12 protein-coding genes and 1 pseudogene are annotated in these 14,164 nt (G+C 70.6%); 4 read left to right on the forward strand and 9 right to left on the reverse strand.

Features of this window, described 5'->3' with window-relative positions; all coding sequences use genetic code 11:
- Nucleotides 1-118: 118 nt before the first annotated feature.
- The 3 genes from KHP12_RS52720 to KHP12_RS01675 form a co-directional block, all read right to left on the reverse strand.
- Nucleotides 119-310: a BBE domain-containing protein gene (locus KHP12_RS52720; RefSeq protein ID WP_308036081.1), complete on the reverse strand. Its 192-nt coding sequence runs from the start codon at nt 308-310 to the stop codon at nt 119-121.
- Nucleotides 229-1,716, reverse strand: coding sequence for an FAD-binding oxidoreductase (locus tag KHP12_RS01670; RefSeq protein WP_246643078.1), 1,488 nt, complete (start codon nt 1,714-1,716; stop codon nt 229-231). The genes KHP12_RS52720 and KHP12_RS01670 overlap by 82 nt, the downstream gene beginning before the upstream one ends.
- Nucleotides 1,717-1,971: 255 nt before the next feature.
- Nucleotides 1,972-2,841: an alpha/beta fold hydrolase gene (locus tag KHP12_RS01675; RefSeq protein ID WP_086880129.1), complete on the reverse strand. Its 870-nt coding sequence runs from the start codon at nt 2,839-2,841 to the stop codon at nt 1,972-1,974.
- 260 nt (nt 2,842-3,101) lie between these two features.
- Between KHP12_RS01675 and KHP12_RS01680 the strand changes: the two genes are divergently transcribed.
- The 3 genes and pseudogenes from KHP12_RS01680 (at nt 3,102) to KHP12_RS52725 (ending at nt 4,745) form a co-directional block, all read left to right on the forward strand.
- Nucleotides 3,102-3,614 (forward strand): CGNR zinc finger domain-containing protein, encoded by a 513-nt coding sequence (locus tag KHP12_RS01680; RefSeq protein ID WP_086880130.1) that lies wholly within the window; start codon nt 3,102-3,104, stop codon nt 3,612-3,614.
- Between the two features lie 198 nt (nt 3,615-3,812).
- Nucleotides 3,813-3,992: pseudogene (locus tag KHP12_RS53150) on the forward strand (FAD-binding oxidoreductase); the annotation flags it as partial.
- Nucleotides 3,975-4,745 (forward strand): flavin reductase family protein, encoded by a 771-nt coding sequence (locus tag KHP12_RS52725; protein ID WP_372455162.1) that lies wholly within the window; start codon nt 3,975-3,977, stop codon nt 4,743-4,745. The pseudogene KHP12_RS53150 and the gene KHP12_RS52725, both read left to right, overlap by 18 nt.
- Nucleotides 4,746-4,792: 47 nt before the next feature.
- Here KHP12_RS52725 and KHP12_RS01690 read toward each other — a convergent pair whose 3' ends face one another.
- Nucleotides 4,793-7,687 carry an AfsR/SARP family transcriptional regulator gene (locus KHP12_RS01690; RefSeq protein ID WP_211831285.1) on the reverse strand — a complete coding sequence of 965 codons (2,895 nt, stop codon included), beginning with the start codon at nt 7,685-7,687 and terminating at the stop codon, nt 4,793-4,795.
- Nucleotides 7,688-7,878: 191 nt separating this feature from the next.
- On the opposite strand from KHP12_RS01690, the gene KHP12_RS01695 reads away from it, so the two are divergent.
- A complete protein-coding gene (locus tag KHP12_RS01695; RefSeq protein ID WP_086880132.1) occupies nt 7,879-8,409 on the forward strand; it encodes a GNAT family N-acetyltransferase in 531 nt (176 codons plus the stop codon).
- 42 nt (nt 8,410-8,451) lie between these two features.
- Here the strand turns inward: KHP12_RS01695 and KHP12_RS01700 are convergent, their stop codons facing one another.
- The 5 genes from KHP12_RS01700 to KHP12_RS01720 all read right to left on the reverse strand — a co-directional run bounded on the left by KHP12_RS01700 (nt 8,452) and on the right by KHP12_RS01720 (nt 14,114).
- The gene (locus KHP12_RS01700; RefSeq protein WP_244202558.1) at nt 8,452-8,862 is read right to left on the reverse strand and encodes a VOC family protein; all 411 of its coding nucleotides are present in this window, start codon (nt 8,860-8,862) and stop codon (nt 8,452-8,454) included.
- Between the two features lie 72 nt (nt 8,863-8,934).
- Entirely contained in the window at nt 8,935-9,480 is a 546-nt protein-coding gene (locus KHP12_RS01705) for an MPN domain-containing protein (protein WP_244202559.1), read from the reverse strand.
- A gap of 486 nt (nt 9,481-9,966) precedes the next feature.
- Nucleotides 9,967-11,490, reverse strand: a complete 1,524-nt coding sequence (amaB, locus tag KHP12_RS01710; RefSeq protein ID WP_211831286.1) for an L-piperidine-6-carboxylate dehydrogenase — start codon at nt 11,488-11,490, stop codon at nt 9,967-9,969.
- A gap of 23 nt (nt 11,491-11,513) precedes the next feature.
- Complete coding sequence (gene hglS / locus KHP12_RS01715) at nt 11,514-12,911, reverse strand: 2-oxoadipate dioxygenase/decarboxylase (protein WP_086880135.1); 1,398 nt, start codon at nt 12,909-12,911, stop codon at nt 11,514-11,516.
- Nucleotides 12,912-12,941: 30 nt separating this feature from the next.
- Nucleotides 12,942-14,114 (reverse strand): NAD(P)/FAD-dependent oxidoreductase, encoded by a 1,173-nt coding sequence (locus KHP12_RS01720; RefSeq protein ID WP_086880136.1) that lies wholly within the window; start codon nt 14,112-14,114, stop codon nt 12,942-12,944.
- Between the last annotated feature and the right edge of the window lie 50 nt (nt 14,115-14,164).

Below are 14,164 nucleotides of genomic sequence, written 5' to 3' on the forward strand. Positions count from 1 at the left end.
TTGGCGAGCACCAGGAGGTAGTTGAAGAACCCGACCGCCTGGGTGAGGTTGGAGACCACCACGGTGCATACGACCCCGCCCCGAAAAGGGCCTGACCAGCTGTCAAGTCCGCGTAACGTCAGGTGCCGATCGCTTGAGGGTAGCTGAAGAAGTTGGTCGGGTCGTAGTTACGGTTCACCCGGACCAGCCGGTCGTAGTTCGCGCCGTAGTAAGCCCGCCGCCAGTCCTTCAGGGTCGATCCGGGAAGTTCTGGTAGGAGTGCGGAGGAGGCGTACCGCCGAAAAGGGCGTGGTAGAACTCGGGGAGCCACTGAAGGTTCGCCGTGGCGACGCGGGGCGGATCGTAGTCCGCCCACGAGGTCTCGGCGGCGAGGACGAACACGCCGTTGCGGTGGACGAACGCCGTCGCGTCCGGCGGCACTTGGTTGATCTCGCCACCGAGGGCGAACATGGCGAACCCGGCCCCGTCCTCATTGTTGCTGCCGGGCCACTCCCGCAACTGCGCGGCGGCGGCGGTGACCTGGTCATCGGTCAGGAGCGTCCGGGAGGTCAGCACCGCCGACTTGGCGGCGAACTGCTGCACCGGTGTCGTGGCGCTCAGCAGCACGCTCGCCTCACCCGGAGTGACCTCGCGGACCGACGCGTTGTTGGCGGACCGCTCCTCGGCCGTGCCGATGGCGAGCAGCGGAGCCAGGATCTCGCGCAGCTCGTCCAGATCGCCGTAGTACTGGCCGATGGCATTGACGCCCGCGTTGGCGCGGATCTCAATCCTGGTGAGCCCATGAGTGCCCATGCCGACGCGGAGATGGAACCGCTTGTTGTGCAGGGTGTCCACGGCGATCCGTTGCGCGGCGGCCATCACCGGCAGCGCCGAGTCCAGGCTCCAGCTCAGCCGGTAGAAGCCCACGTCGCCCTGGAACTGCTCGTACTGGAACGTAAAGGAGATGTTGACGCCGAAGTTGTTCCCCGCGCCGCCGCGGCAGCCCCAGAACAGGTCGGAGTGCGAGCTCTGACTGGCCTCCACCACATCGCCGTCGGCCAGCACCACGGTCGTCGAGACCAGTCGGTCGCAGGTCAGGCCGAACATCTTGTCGCTGAAGCCGATCCCGCCGCCGAGCACCAGCCCGGCCACCCCGACCGTGGGGCAGCGGCCGGTCGGCACGAACATGCCGCGGTCCTCCAGCAACGGGTGCAGGTCGCCGTTGGTGACCCCGGCCCCGACGGTGACGGTGCCGGCGTCGTGAACGACCTTGATCCGGCCGTACGTCCGGGTCCGGGAGCGGGGACCCGGCACCGGCGTGGAGTCGATGCTCTTCAAACGGGCCATGTTGAGCAGCAGACCGGTGGTGGCGGAGTACCCGGCGTAGTTGTGGCCCAGCCCGGTGCGGGGCACGGCGGGCAGCCCCACCGTACGGGCCCAGCGGACCGCCGTACTGACGTCCCTGGTGGCGCCGCACGCCACGATTCCCGCCGGCCGGATCCCGGCGTACCGATGGTTGAACGGAAGCGCCAGCGGCGGGTAGCCGGAATCCCCCGGCCGGTACAGGGTGGAACGCGACGACAGCGACTTGGCCAGCAGCGCCCAGTCCCGTTGGCTGACCCGCTCCGCCACATCGGGGGGTGGCGTGGCAGCGGCGGGCGGTGACTGCGAAGCCACCATCTCCGCGCCCAGAACACCGGCCGTGCCCGCCCGCAGTACGTTCCGTCTGTTGATCAACGTGGCCGCCCTCACAAGACGCGCTCCGGAGACGTTGATCGTCTCCGCCCGCGCCAAGTCAACCGATCCGTGGCCGACTCAGCCACGAAACGGTTCCCGGGCCCACCGGCCCGCAACCCGAAAGGATGCCGCCCTGCCGCTGAATGTCCCAGCCCGGTACGACGAACAGGCAACTGCCCGCGTTCGATGTCGGCGCGCGGAAAGTACCGACGCGGGGCGAAGCCGGACTCGTACCGGGGCTCGACGCGCTGAGCGTCAGGCGAGGACGCGGGCGAGGAAGCCGCGGATGTGCTCGGTGACGGTCTGAAGGTGGCTTTCCAAGGCGAAGTGTCCGGCCTCGAGGAGGTGGATCTCGGCGTCGGGCAGGTCCTGGCTGAACGCGGTGGCGCCGTCGGGGCCGAAGATCTCGTCGTTGGCGCCCCAGACCGCGAGGAGCGGGACCTGGGAGTCGCGGAAGTACTGGTGGACCCGTGGGTAGAGGTCCACGTTGGTGGAGTAGTCGCGGAAGAGCCTGAGCTGGATCTCGTCGTTGCCGGGCCGGTCCAGCAGTGCCTGGTCGAGGACCCAGTTGTCGGGGCTGACCAGGGTGGGGTCGGCGACGCCGTGGGTGTACTGCCAACGGACGCTCTCGGGCGTCAGGGCCCCGCGCATGGCGGCCTCGGTGTCGGGACCGGGCGCCTTGGCGTAGGCGAAGACACCGTCCCAGAAGGGCTTGACGAAGCCCTCTTCGTAGGCGTTGCCGTTCTGGGTGATGATCGCGGTGATGTGGTCCGGGGCCTGGAGGGCGAGCCGCCAGCCGATGGGGGCGCCGTAGTCCTGCACGTACATCGCGAACCGGTCGATGCCCAGCTGCTTGAGCAGACCGGAGGTGACATCGGCGAGGGCGTCGAAGGTGTAGGGGAAGTCCCGCGGGGCGGGCATCGCGGACAGACCGAATCCGATGTGGTCGGGGGCGATGACGTGGTAGCGGTCGGCGAGCGCCGGGATCAGGTGGCGGAACATGTGCGAGCTGGTCGGGAAGCCGTGGAGGAGTACGACGGCGGGTGCCTTCGGATCACCGGCCTCCCGGTAGAAGACGTCGTGGCCGTCGACCGTGGCGGTGCGGTGGTGGACTGCGGAGACCATAACCTAACCTTTCTGCTGAGCTTCAGTGGTTACGCATCCAGTCGAGCACGCTCAATCTAACCTGTCAAGATGATTTCTCTGGTTAGGGTCTGACCGGTGTCGGAGTGCGGCCGGGCGCGGAACGCGGAACGTGGCCCCGAGTACCCGCCCGGAGCGGGCGTGCTCGGCCCCGTCTGGTCGGTTGCCGCCACCGGGTGCGGCCGCTCGGGCCCACTGCGTGTAACCTGTAAAATGAATCGATCTGGTTAGGAGGTGGCGGGGTGGCCGACCGAGAACAGCAGGACGTGCTCCTGGAGCTCCTCAACACCACACCGGTGGTCAACGGCGTCGTCCAGGACCAGCTGGCGGATCCGGAAGCGGCCAGGTCCTGGCAGCGTGCGCACGGCGGCAGCGGCAGTGCCGAGGAGCGCCGGCACCTCCTGAAGGTGCGAGACGGCTTGCAGGACGTGGTGCGGGGCAGTCGCCCCGCCACGTCGCTGGCCCCGCTCCTGAAGGACGTCGTCTCCCGTCCGCACCTCTCGTCCGCCGGGGTGTCGTGGGAGGTGGACGCCCCCGCGGAGCGCCGGATGGCGGTGGAGGCCGTCATGGCCTGGAGCGCGTTGCAGGAGGCGATGCCCGGTCGGCTACGGGTGTGCGCCAACCCGGAGTGCCGGCTGTTCCTCATCGACCGCAGCAAGACCAACAAGGCCCGCTGGTGCTCGATGGCCGTCTGCGGCAACCGCATGAAGGCGCGGCGCCACTACCAGCGCACCCGCGACGCGGTAGCCGAATAGGCAAAGTTCGCACAGTACCCGGACGCTTAGTATGGAAGTTCGCAAAGCGGTCGAAATCTCAGCGAACGCACCCAACGGGTCATGCTCACGGAATCGCGGCGACACGGGCACCCCGCAACCGGGCTCGGCCCGAGTGCACAGATCACAGCGCCATGAGGGGCCGCGCCGGTCGGCCACCCCGAGGCCCGCCCGGGCCAGTACCTCTCCATCCGCCTCGCCGTCGGCGACGCCGCCCCCGTGGTGCGCAGCTACTCCCTGTCCTCCGCACCCACGGCCGGCGCCTACCGCATCAGCGTCAAGCATGAGCCCCACGGGAAAGTCAGCGGCTACATCCATACCGCGCTCCACCCCGGGGACCTCGTGGACATCGCCAGCCCCCGTGGCACGTTCGTACTCGAAGAAGGCAGCCGCCCGATTGTCCTCATCTCCGCGGGGATCGGTGCCACTCCCGTGCTCGCCATGCTCCATCGGCTCGCCGCCACGCGGGACCCACGCCCCGTCTGGTGGATCCACATCGCCCACGACCGCGCCCACCACGCCTTCGCGGACGAGACCCACGCGCTCCTGGCCCAACTCCCCGACGCCCATGAGCACATCTACTACACGGGCGAAGCCCCGCGCCCCGATGAGCCCTACGTCACCCAGGGGCGTCCGAGTGCCTCATCGCTCGCGAGGCTGGGCATCCCCGCCGACGCGGACGTCTACCTTTGCGGACCGACCGCCTTCATGGACCACTTCGGCGGCTTCCTGCGCGATCACGGCCTGCCTCCCGAGCGGATCCATACGGAACAGTTCAGCGCCCTGCCCGCCATCAACCCCGGCGTCACGCCCACCGCCGGGGTACGGCCGCACCAACCGCCGGGTCCACCGGGCACCGGCCCGCTCATCACCTTCTCCCGCAGCGGCGTCACGACCCCGTGGTCACCCGCGCACGGATCACTCCTCGATCTTGCCGAAGCCTGCCACATCCCCACCCGCTGGTCTTGCCGCACCGGCGTCTGCCACACCTGCGTCACCCACATCGTGTCCGGCGACATCACCTACACCACCCCGCCCCTCGAACTCCCCGAAGCGGGCACCGTCCTCGTCTGCTGCAGCGCACCGACCACCGAAGTCGTCCTCGACCTCTAGTCGGCCGGAGCTGAGGGAAACGGCGCCCAGGACAACGTGGCGGGGCGTCAGGGGCTCCACCACACCCAGGACATCTCGGCCTTGCGGCGGCACGCGCGGGCCCTGTCCGGCTGTCCCAGTTGCTCCAACGCCTGGCCCAGCACACTCAGGATCGACCCACGGCGCCACTTGTTGCCGATGGAGCCGAGCGCCAGTGCCTGCTCGGCGTGTGTGGCCGCCTCGGCCGGGTGGTTCGACGCGAGGTACACCTCGGCCAGCCGGGCGTGGGTGGATCCCTCCCAGAGCCGTTGCCGGTTGTCGCGGAAGGTGCTGAGCGCCTCCAGCAGTTCGCTCACCGCCGCGGCGTGCCGTCCTGCCCGGTGCAGAGCGATTCCCAGGGCGAGCCGGCCATTGGCGATGCGCCAGGTGCTGCCCAGGCTCCGCCGGAGGTCGACTCCCCGCGTGGCGAGGTCGACGGCGCTGTCGGCCCGGCCCGTGGCGGCGTGTACACGGGAGAGATTGGACAGCACACCGGCCACACAGGCGAGGTTGCCGTCGGCCCGGAAGCCGCGCAGCGCCTCGCGCAGGTGTGCTTCCGCGTCGTCGTAACGCTGCTGGTAGATCGCCACGACCCCGCGTACGTTCAACGCGTGGCAGGCGGCGGTCGGGTCGCCCGCGGCGGTCGCGAGCAGGACCGCGCGGCGGGCTTCGTCGTCGGCCTGCTGCTGGCCCCTGGCGACGGGGAACATCCCCGCCAGCGCCAGGCGGGCCCGGCCCTCCGCGGCCGTGTCCCCGGCGAGGTGGGCGGCATTGCCCACCGAACGGGCCGCCGCCTCGTACTGGAGGTAGTGCGTACCGGACTCGACCAGATCCCGGGTGACCAGGAGGAGGTCCGCCGCGCGGCGAACGGCGCCACTCTCCGCGGACTTGGCGCCCTGCTGGGCGCAGGTGAGGAGGCAGTCCGCCTCGCTGAGGAGCCAGTCCAGCGCGGTGCGGGCGTCCGGGAAGTCCTGTCCGGGGTGGTCGGTGGACATCAGGTGGTCGACGAGCCGGTCTCCCGGTCGTCCCATGGCGTACACGCGTGCCGCCGAGGCCACATAGAAGTCCTGCATGCGCGATATCGCGGCCGCTCGGCCCGCCGGCGGTTCATCCCGCTCGGCGCGGTCGCGCGCGTAGATCCGAACGAGGTCGTGGTAGCGGTAGCGGCCGGGCTCGGGCGAATGCAGCAGGCTGGTGTCGACGAGCGACTCGAGTAATCGCTCGGCCTCTTGTGCGGTGACGCCGAGGACGGCGGTGGCCGCGGCCAGGGAGATGTCCGGCCCGTAGGTGAGCGCGAGCAGCCGGAACGCCCGTGCCTGCGAGGGCCCCAACTGCGTGTATCCGAACTCGAAGCTCGTCTTGACGGCCAGGTCCCCGGCCCGCAGTTCATGCAGGCGGCGGTGGGCGTCGGCCAGGCGGTCGGTCAGGTTGCGCACGGTCCAGGCGGGGCGGGTGGTCAGCCGGGCGGCGGCGATCCTGATGGCCAGGGGCAGATAGCCGCAGGCGGCGACGGCCTTGCGGCAGGCGTGGGGCTCGGCCGCGGCCCGCTCGTCGCCGATGATGCGGGTGAACAGGGCGAGTGCCTCGGATGGGTCCATGATGCTGAGGTCGACCACACGGGCGCCGTCGAGGCCGGTCATGGGGGTGCGGCTGGTGATCAGCGCCGCGCAGCTCGGAGAGCCGGGCAGCAGCGGGCGGACCTGTGCCGTGTCGTGGGCGTTGTCCAGCAGGACCAGCACCCGGCGGCCGCCCAGGACCGAGCGGTACAGCGCGGCCCGCTCGGGCAACCCCTCCGGGATCTCCGCGGGCGGCGTGCCCAGCGCGCGGAGGAAGGTGCCCAGTACGGCCGCGGGATCCGCGGGCTGGGCGTGGTGGCCGATGAGATCGACGAACAACTGCCCGTCGGGGAACCGCTCCCGGACCGCCTGCGCGACGCACACGGCCAGGGCCGTCTTGCCCACCCCGCCGAGCCCCTGCACCACGGAGATCGCCATCACCGTCCCCTGGGCGAGCAGCAGCCGCTCGCGCAAGGTGTCCATGACGGCGGCGCGTCCGGTGAAGTCGGCGAGCTTCGCGGGGAGTTGTGCCGGACGTGGCGCGGGTGAGGCCGGGGGCACGGCTTTGGTCCCGGCCGGAAGCCTGCGTGGCCCGGCGAGCGTGGGGTCGGCGCGCAGGATGCGCTGATGGAGGCGGGCGAGTTCCGCGCTGGGTGCCACGCCCAGTTCCTCGGACAGGACGCGGCGGGTGTCGGTGTACACACCCAGCGCCTCCGCCTGTCGGCCGCTGCGGTAGAGCGCCGTCATCAGCAGTGTGCGCAGCCGCTCCCGCAGTGGGTGCTCCGCGGTCAGCGCGGTCAGCTCCGAAACCGCGTCGGTGTGCGGGCGCAGCTCCAGGTCGAGTTCGAGGCGCGCCTCCAGCAGGGACAGGCGCCACTGCTCCAGACGGGAGCGCTGGGTCTCGGCGTACGGGCCGGGCACTCCGGCCAGCGGCTGCCCCTCCCACAGCTCCACCGCCCTGTGCAGCAGCCTCCGTGCGCCGGTCAACTCCCCTTCCGCCTTCGCGCGTCGCGCTCGTGCCTCGTAGTCCTCACACACCGCGAGGTCCAGTGCCCCGGGCCGGATCCGCAGTGCGTACCCTCCCGCCTCCGACACCAGTACGCCGGGCCCCAGCGCTCGGCGAAGGCGGAAGGCGTGGGTGCGTAAGCTGGCGATCGCCTGAGGTGGTGGGGCGTCGCCCCACACCCCGTCGACCAGCTCGCTCGCGGTGGCGGTGCGTCCCCGCAGCAGGAGCACACACAGCACGGCGCGCTCGAGCGGCCTGAGGACCGGGAGCGCCTGCTCACCACGCCAGACGCGAACGGGCCCCAGTACGGCGAACCGCAATGCCGAGCCCGCGCCACATACGGTCTGCCCCAATGCCGCCACGCCCCGGTGCCGCCGATTTCGCTCTGCCGAACCCTCGGAAACACCGTAGTCCCAGGCTGAACCACCCGCAGTACACAACCAGCCGAAAGTCCGATGCAAAACTCCCGGTCACCCGGGGAATTTCACAATCCGCTTGAACGTCTATTCGACCGACCGACAGTTCCGCGCATTTTTCTGCCTAGACTTCCGCCGTGAACGACACCACTTACACCATACGGATCAGACCGGGCGATCCGGCCGATGCACCGGCGGTGCTGGACATGCTCGACGCCGCGGTGGTCTGGATGAACGCTCGCGGCAACACCGAGCAGTGGGGCACGGTGCCGTACTCGCGGCGGCCCGGCGGGGTGGAGCGGGTCGAGCGGTACCTGACCGAGAACGCCCCGTTCATCGCGGAGTCGCAAGGGGCACCTGTCGGGGCCCTGGTGCTGGACTCCGGCCCCAGCTCGCAGATGCCGATCGCCCCGGCCGGCGAACCCGAGCGATACGTCCGGCTGCTGGTCTCCGACCGACGGCATGCCGGGCGGGGCGTCGGGGCGGCGCTGCTGGCCCATGCCGCGGAGGAGACCCGGCGGGCCGGGGTGGAGTTGTTGCGGGTCGACTGCTGGGCGGGCGGCGGGGGTGAACTCGTCGCGTTCTACGAGCGCAACGGTTTCACTCCCACCGAGCGCTTCCTGTCCGGGGCGTGGCCGGGGCAGGTGCTGGCGCGGCGGGTCGGCTGACGGGTGCGGGGCGCCGGTCCCAGGGTCGGCGCCCCGGCCCCGTTATGCGCCGTCCGCTTCGGCGGCCGGGCGGGGGCCGCCGAAGCCGTGGGCGGAGAGGTCGAACCAGTTGCCCTCCGGGTCGATGGCCCGGTACTCGGCGAACGGGCGGTTGGTGAAGCGTTCGGCGGGCTCATCGGCGCCCGAGGCGACCAGAGCGGCGGATATCCCGGATGTGTCGGCGACGTGGAAACCGAAGTGGTTCATGCCCGCCGGGGTGTCGCCGTCGAGTTGATGCTTGATCAGCGCGAGGGTGAGATACCCGTCGGAGAGGAAGCAGCTGCCATCGGGATCCCGGTGGAAGAGCTCCATCTCGAAGATTCCGCTGTAGAACTCGGCCAGCTTCTCGGGGTCACGGGCGACAATGGCCAGGTGCCGCAGTTTGGGCCTGTCCGGGGTGGACGCGTCGGACATGGGCAATTCCTCCAGCGGTCGGAAACCGGCGGGATGGCCGGTCGGGGGTGGGAATCGTGATGGTCATCGGCCTCACACCCCGACCACGGCCCTGGTCCTTATCCGCAGCGGCAGTTCGGCGCACGGAAGGTGAGGGCTCTCGGGTGGGGGCGGCGCCCAGGCGGCGAGGGCGTGGTACATGACGTCGCCGCGACGTTCCAGGTAGCAGATGAGGTTGACCGGCCAGCCGGTGTTGCCGAAGACGTGCTGATCCATCGGGGTCGGGCGCTCGCTGAGGATGAGCTGCCGCTCCTCCGGTGGGCCGATGCGATGCCAGTCGGGGTGCATATGCACGGACCCCAGGATCTCCAGGCCGTCGGCTTCGGCCTCGCGCGAAGCCCTCAGCAGGTCGTGGGAGTCGATCCACCAGGCGCGTGTCTCGTTCTCGTACGCCGGGCCGAAGAGCGGCACGATCGACTCGGTGAACTCACGGCGCGCGGCCGGGTCGGTGGTACGGGCATTGCGGCCGAACGCGACGCGCTCGACGGTCAAGGTCGCCTGGTCCGCCGAACCCACGAGGAGAGCGAAGCACGGCAGCGGTGTTTCGGAGGTGATGCGCTGATACTCACCGACGGCCACCTCGAGAAACTCATCGAGCGCCTGATCCTCTACCAGGACCGTACAACATTCACCTAAGTGCGACGCGCGCATGTCAAACCACCTATGGGGGTGTGGATGTCGAATGCGGTGGGGGAGCGGAGCCGTCGTACTGTACCCCGGTATTCTTTTGGACTCAAACGGCATGGACTCAAGCGGCATGGACTCAAGGGGCGTGGACTCAAGCGGCATGGACTCAAGCGGCATGGACTCAAGCGGCATGGACTCAAGGGGCGTGAACTCAAACGGCATCTGTGGCTTTGGGCCCTGGCCGGGCTCTGCGCGCATGAGCCCGCCTGGTCAGCGGGTGAAGCACTCCCGGGTGCCGTGGAGTTGTCCGGCACCGCCGCTCTCCCCGCCACGCGGCCTCGGCCACCTCGTGGAGCACCAGCAGGCGGGTCGGCTCGACGCCGCTCGGTAACGCACGTCGGGCGGCGCGGTCCACCCCGCGCCGCACGAGGTGCCTGATCAGAGGAAGCTGACGCCCTGGGCGAGGGAGAGCCCGCTGGAGTAGTTGATGGTGTTGGTGGCCGAGCGCATATACGCCTTCCAGGCGTCGGAGCCGGACTCCCGGCCACCGCCGGTGTCCTTCTCGCCGCCGAACGCACCGCCGATCTCGGCTCCGGAGGTGCCGATGTTGACGTTGGCGATACCGCAGTCGGAGCCCGCGGCGGACAGGAAGATCTCGGCTTCCCGCTGGTCGCGGGTGAAGATGCTGGACGACAGGCCCTGGGGGACGTCGTTGTGCAGCGCGATCGCCTCCTCGAGGGTGTCGTACGTGAGGACGTACAGGATCGGCGCGAAGGTCTCCTCCCGTACGACGTCCGTCTGCGCGTCGACGCGGACGAGGACCGGCTCGACATAGGCGGCCGCGGGGGCGGCCTCGGCCAGGCGGCGGTTGCCGCCCGCGAGGATCTTGCCGCCCTGGGCCTGGACGCGGGTGAGGGCGCCGTTCATGGTGTCCAGGGCGGCGGGGGAGATGAGCGGGCCGACCAGCGTGGTGTCCTCGAACGGACTGCCGATGGGGAGCCTGCCGTAGGCGGCGGTCAGCCGCTCGACGAGGGTGTCGGCGATGTCGCGGTGGACGATGAGACGGCGCAGTGTCGTACAGCGCTGGCCCGCGGTGCCGGCCGCGGCGAAGACGATGCCCTGGACGGCGAGGTCGAGATCGGCGGACGGGGCGACGATCGCCGCGTTGTTGCCGCCGAGTTCCAGCAGGCTGCGGCCGAAGCGGGCGGCGACGCGGGGGCCTAGCTCGCGGCCCATGCGAGTGGAGCCGGTGGCGCTGACCAGCGCGACGCGCGGATCGTCGACGAGCTTCTCACCGACCGCGCGGTCGCCGAGCAGGAGACGGTGTACGTCGCGGGGCGCGCCGACCTCGTCGGCCGCCCGGGCCAGCAGGTGGTCGCAGGCCAGCGAGATCAGCGGGGTGAACTCCGAGGGCTTCCAGATCACGGTGTCGCCGCAGACGAGGGCGACGGCGGTGTTCCACGACCACACGGCGGCGGGGAAGTTGAAGGCGGAGATGACGCCGACCACGCCGAGCGGGTGCCAGGTCTCGGCCAGCCGGTGGCCGGGGCGTTCGGAGGCGATCGTACGGCCGTACAGCTGCCGGGACAGGCCGACCGCGAAGTCGCAGATGTCGATCATCTCCTGGATCTCGCCGAGCGCCTCGGAGCGGATCTTGCCCGCCTCGATGGTGACGAGGTCGGCCAGGTCGCTCTTGTGCTCGCGCAGCAACTCGCCGAGGCGGCGCACGAGTTCACCGCGGCGCGGCGCGGGCGTGGTCCGCCAGGTGAGGAAGGCCGTACGGGAGGCCGCGATGGCGTCCTCGGCGTCGGTGGCGGCCGTGAGTCCGAAGAGGTTCTCGCCGGTGAGCGGTGTGCGGGCGGAGAAGTCGCCGCCCTCGGCCACCTCGACACCGATGGTGTCGAGGGCGGTACGGGCGCGGGCGCGCAGGTCGTCCGTGGTGGGCAGTGCGGTGCTGGTCATGGCGGTCCTCCGGGGGTGAGGGGTCAGCTGAGGGCGTCGGTGAGGCCCAGCGCGCGGGCGACGTGTGCCAGGGAGTCGTTCTGCTGCCGCGCGTAGAGGGCGAAGGGGTCCAGGACGTCGCGGCCGATGGCGCCGGAGAGCCGGTCCGCGTCGTACGCCGTGCCCTGCTGATCGCTGTGGCGGGTGCCCTCGCCGCTGAGGTTGGACTGGAAGATCCCGGCGGCGGAGCGGGGCAGGAAGTCCTCGTAGACGATCGGCTCGGCGCGCACCCAGCCCTGCCGTAGCAGTTCGCCGACGTTCGCGGGTGGCCGGGTGCCGTCGCGGGGGCGGTCGGGGTGGAGGTGGTAGGTGAAGTAGGCAAGTCCCTTGGCGGCGAGTTCCTGTTCGCTGCCGGGCAGGTGCCGCTCCCATACGGCGCGGGCGATCTCGTCCCGGGAGGCCGAGGGGTTCCGGGACATCCGCTCGTCCACGTGGCCGAGGAGTTCGTCGTACAGGGCCCGGCCCTCGCGGGTGAGGGCGATGCCACGGGCCTCGACCTCCCCGAAGCGGACCCTCAGGGCGCCGCTGATGACGCTGCCGTCCGGGGTCCGCATCGCCCGGGGTTCGGCCAGGGCCCGGAAGGAGGTCTGCCGCAGCAGCACATCGGGGCCCTCCCAGGCGGGCGGGCCCTGGATGGTGTCGATCATCTCGATGCCGCGGTCGGTCATGCGCCGGTACAGCTCGTCGATGTCGAGGACGCGCGGGGTGAGGTGGTTGATGTGGGTGCTGCGCACACCGCCGATGTCCGCGGCCACGGCGGAGACCCGTTCCAGGGTCTCGTACCAGCTCTTGTCGACCGGCTCGGCGGACAGCTCGAACGCCCGCACGGCGAGGTGCAGAAACCGCTCGGCCTCCTCCTGGGGCAGCTCCCGCTCGGCGGTGGCGCGGTCGGCCAGCGCGAGCAGCTCGGGGGGAAAGAGTTCGCGGTCCGCGAGGAAGGCCTCCAGACGCGAGCGCAGCTCGGCGTCGAAGAAACGGGGGTCGGCCGGGGTGAGCATGGAGGTGAACACCCGGAAGGGGTTGCGCGCCAGCTCCTCGCCGTCCACCGGCCGGAAGGCGGTGGAGACGACGGGGACGGCGCTGGCCGCGGCCTCCCGCAGGTCGTAGAAGCCCACCGGGTGCATGCCGAGGGCGCCGAAGATCCGGGCCACTTGCCCCAGCTCCCGCGGTGTGCCGACACGGATGGCCCCGTGCCGCTCGGCCGTCACCCGGCTGATGGACCCGAGACGTGTCGCATCGGTTCCCCGCGCGTGCAGGACGTCCTCGTTGACCTCGCGCGAGACGTCCACGAGCGTGGTGTAGGCGGGAACCTCCTGTCCGTACATCTCCGACAGCCGCGCCGCGAACGCGGCCCTCAGCTGCCACTGACTGAGTGTTGACATGGTTCGGCCTTTCGATCGGGGTTCAACGGTTCACACCACGTGTGCTTCGGGGCGGGTCTCGGCGCCGTGGTGGAACCGGTCGGCGCTGAGCGGGGACATGTCGGTGAACGGCTCACGCTCCAGGTACAGATCGCGCATGACCTCGCCCACCGCGGGCGCCTGAAGGAAGCCGTGGCCGGAAAACCCGGCCGCGTACAGGAAGTTGGGCAGCTCCGCGGAGCGGCCGATCAGCGCGTTGTGGTCCGGTGTGACCTCGTACAGACCGGCCCATCCGCCGGTGGTCTCCAGGCCGGCCAGGGCCGGGGCGCGGCGGCGGGCGACGGTGCGGAACAGCTCCAGCCACTCCGGGGTCCAGGTGGTGTCGAAGCCGTCCTCCTGGTCGGGGTCGGCCATCCCGAGCAGCAGACCGTCGTCGCTGTTGTGGAAGTAGGCGGTCGAGGAGAAGTCGATGGTGAACGGGACGCGCGGGGCGGGCGGTGTGATGGGCGCGGTGAACGCCAGCTGCCGCTTCACCGGCTGGACCGGGAGGTTGACGCCGGCCATCTCCCCGATCCGTGCCGACCAGGCCCCCGCCGCGCAGATCACGGTGGCGCACGCGATGCGGCCGTGGCTGGTGTGCACACCGACGACCCGGTCCCCGGCCGTGTCGAGGCCGGACACCGCGGTGTGGGTGGCGATGGTGACTCCGGCCCCGGCCGCCGCTCGGGCGTACCCCTGGACGACAAGACCGGGGCGGGCGTGCCCGTCGGCGGGGGAGTACGCGGCGGCCACGAGGCCATCGGTGCTGAGATAGGGACACAGCCGCCGGGCCTCTTCGGGGGCGATCATGCGGCTCGGCACGCCCAGGCTGTTCTGGAGCTGAACCGCGGCCTCGAAGTCACTCGTCTGCCGTGCGCTGTCGAGCAGGAACAGATAGCCGACGGTGTCGAGCCGGATGTCGGCGCCGGGCCGGTGGCCGAACTCCCGGTAGGCACGCAGGCTGCGGCTGCCCAGCTCGATATTGAGCGGATCGGAGAACTGGGCGCGTACGCCACCGATCGGCTTGCCCGAACTGCCGCAGCCGAGCTCGCCGCGCTCGACGACGACGATGTTCGTCACCCCGGCCTCGGCGAGGTGAAACGCGGTGCTCGCACCCATCACGCCGCCGCCGACGATCACGACATCGGCGGAGGCGGGAACGGTGCGGAAGGCGGAGGAGGACAACAGACCACTCCCTTCCCAAGGGCCACCTCGCCGGACGAGGACGGGTCCAT

Origin of the sequence: Streptomyces asiaticus (assembly GCF_018138715.1) — a bacterium.
Lineage (GTDB): Bacteria > Actinomycetota > Actinomycetes > Streptomycetales > Streptomycetaceae > Streptomyces > Streptomyces asiaticus.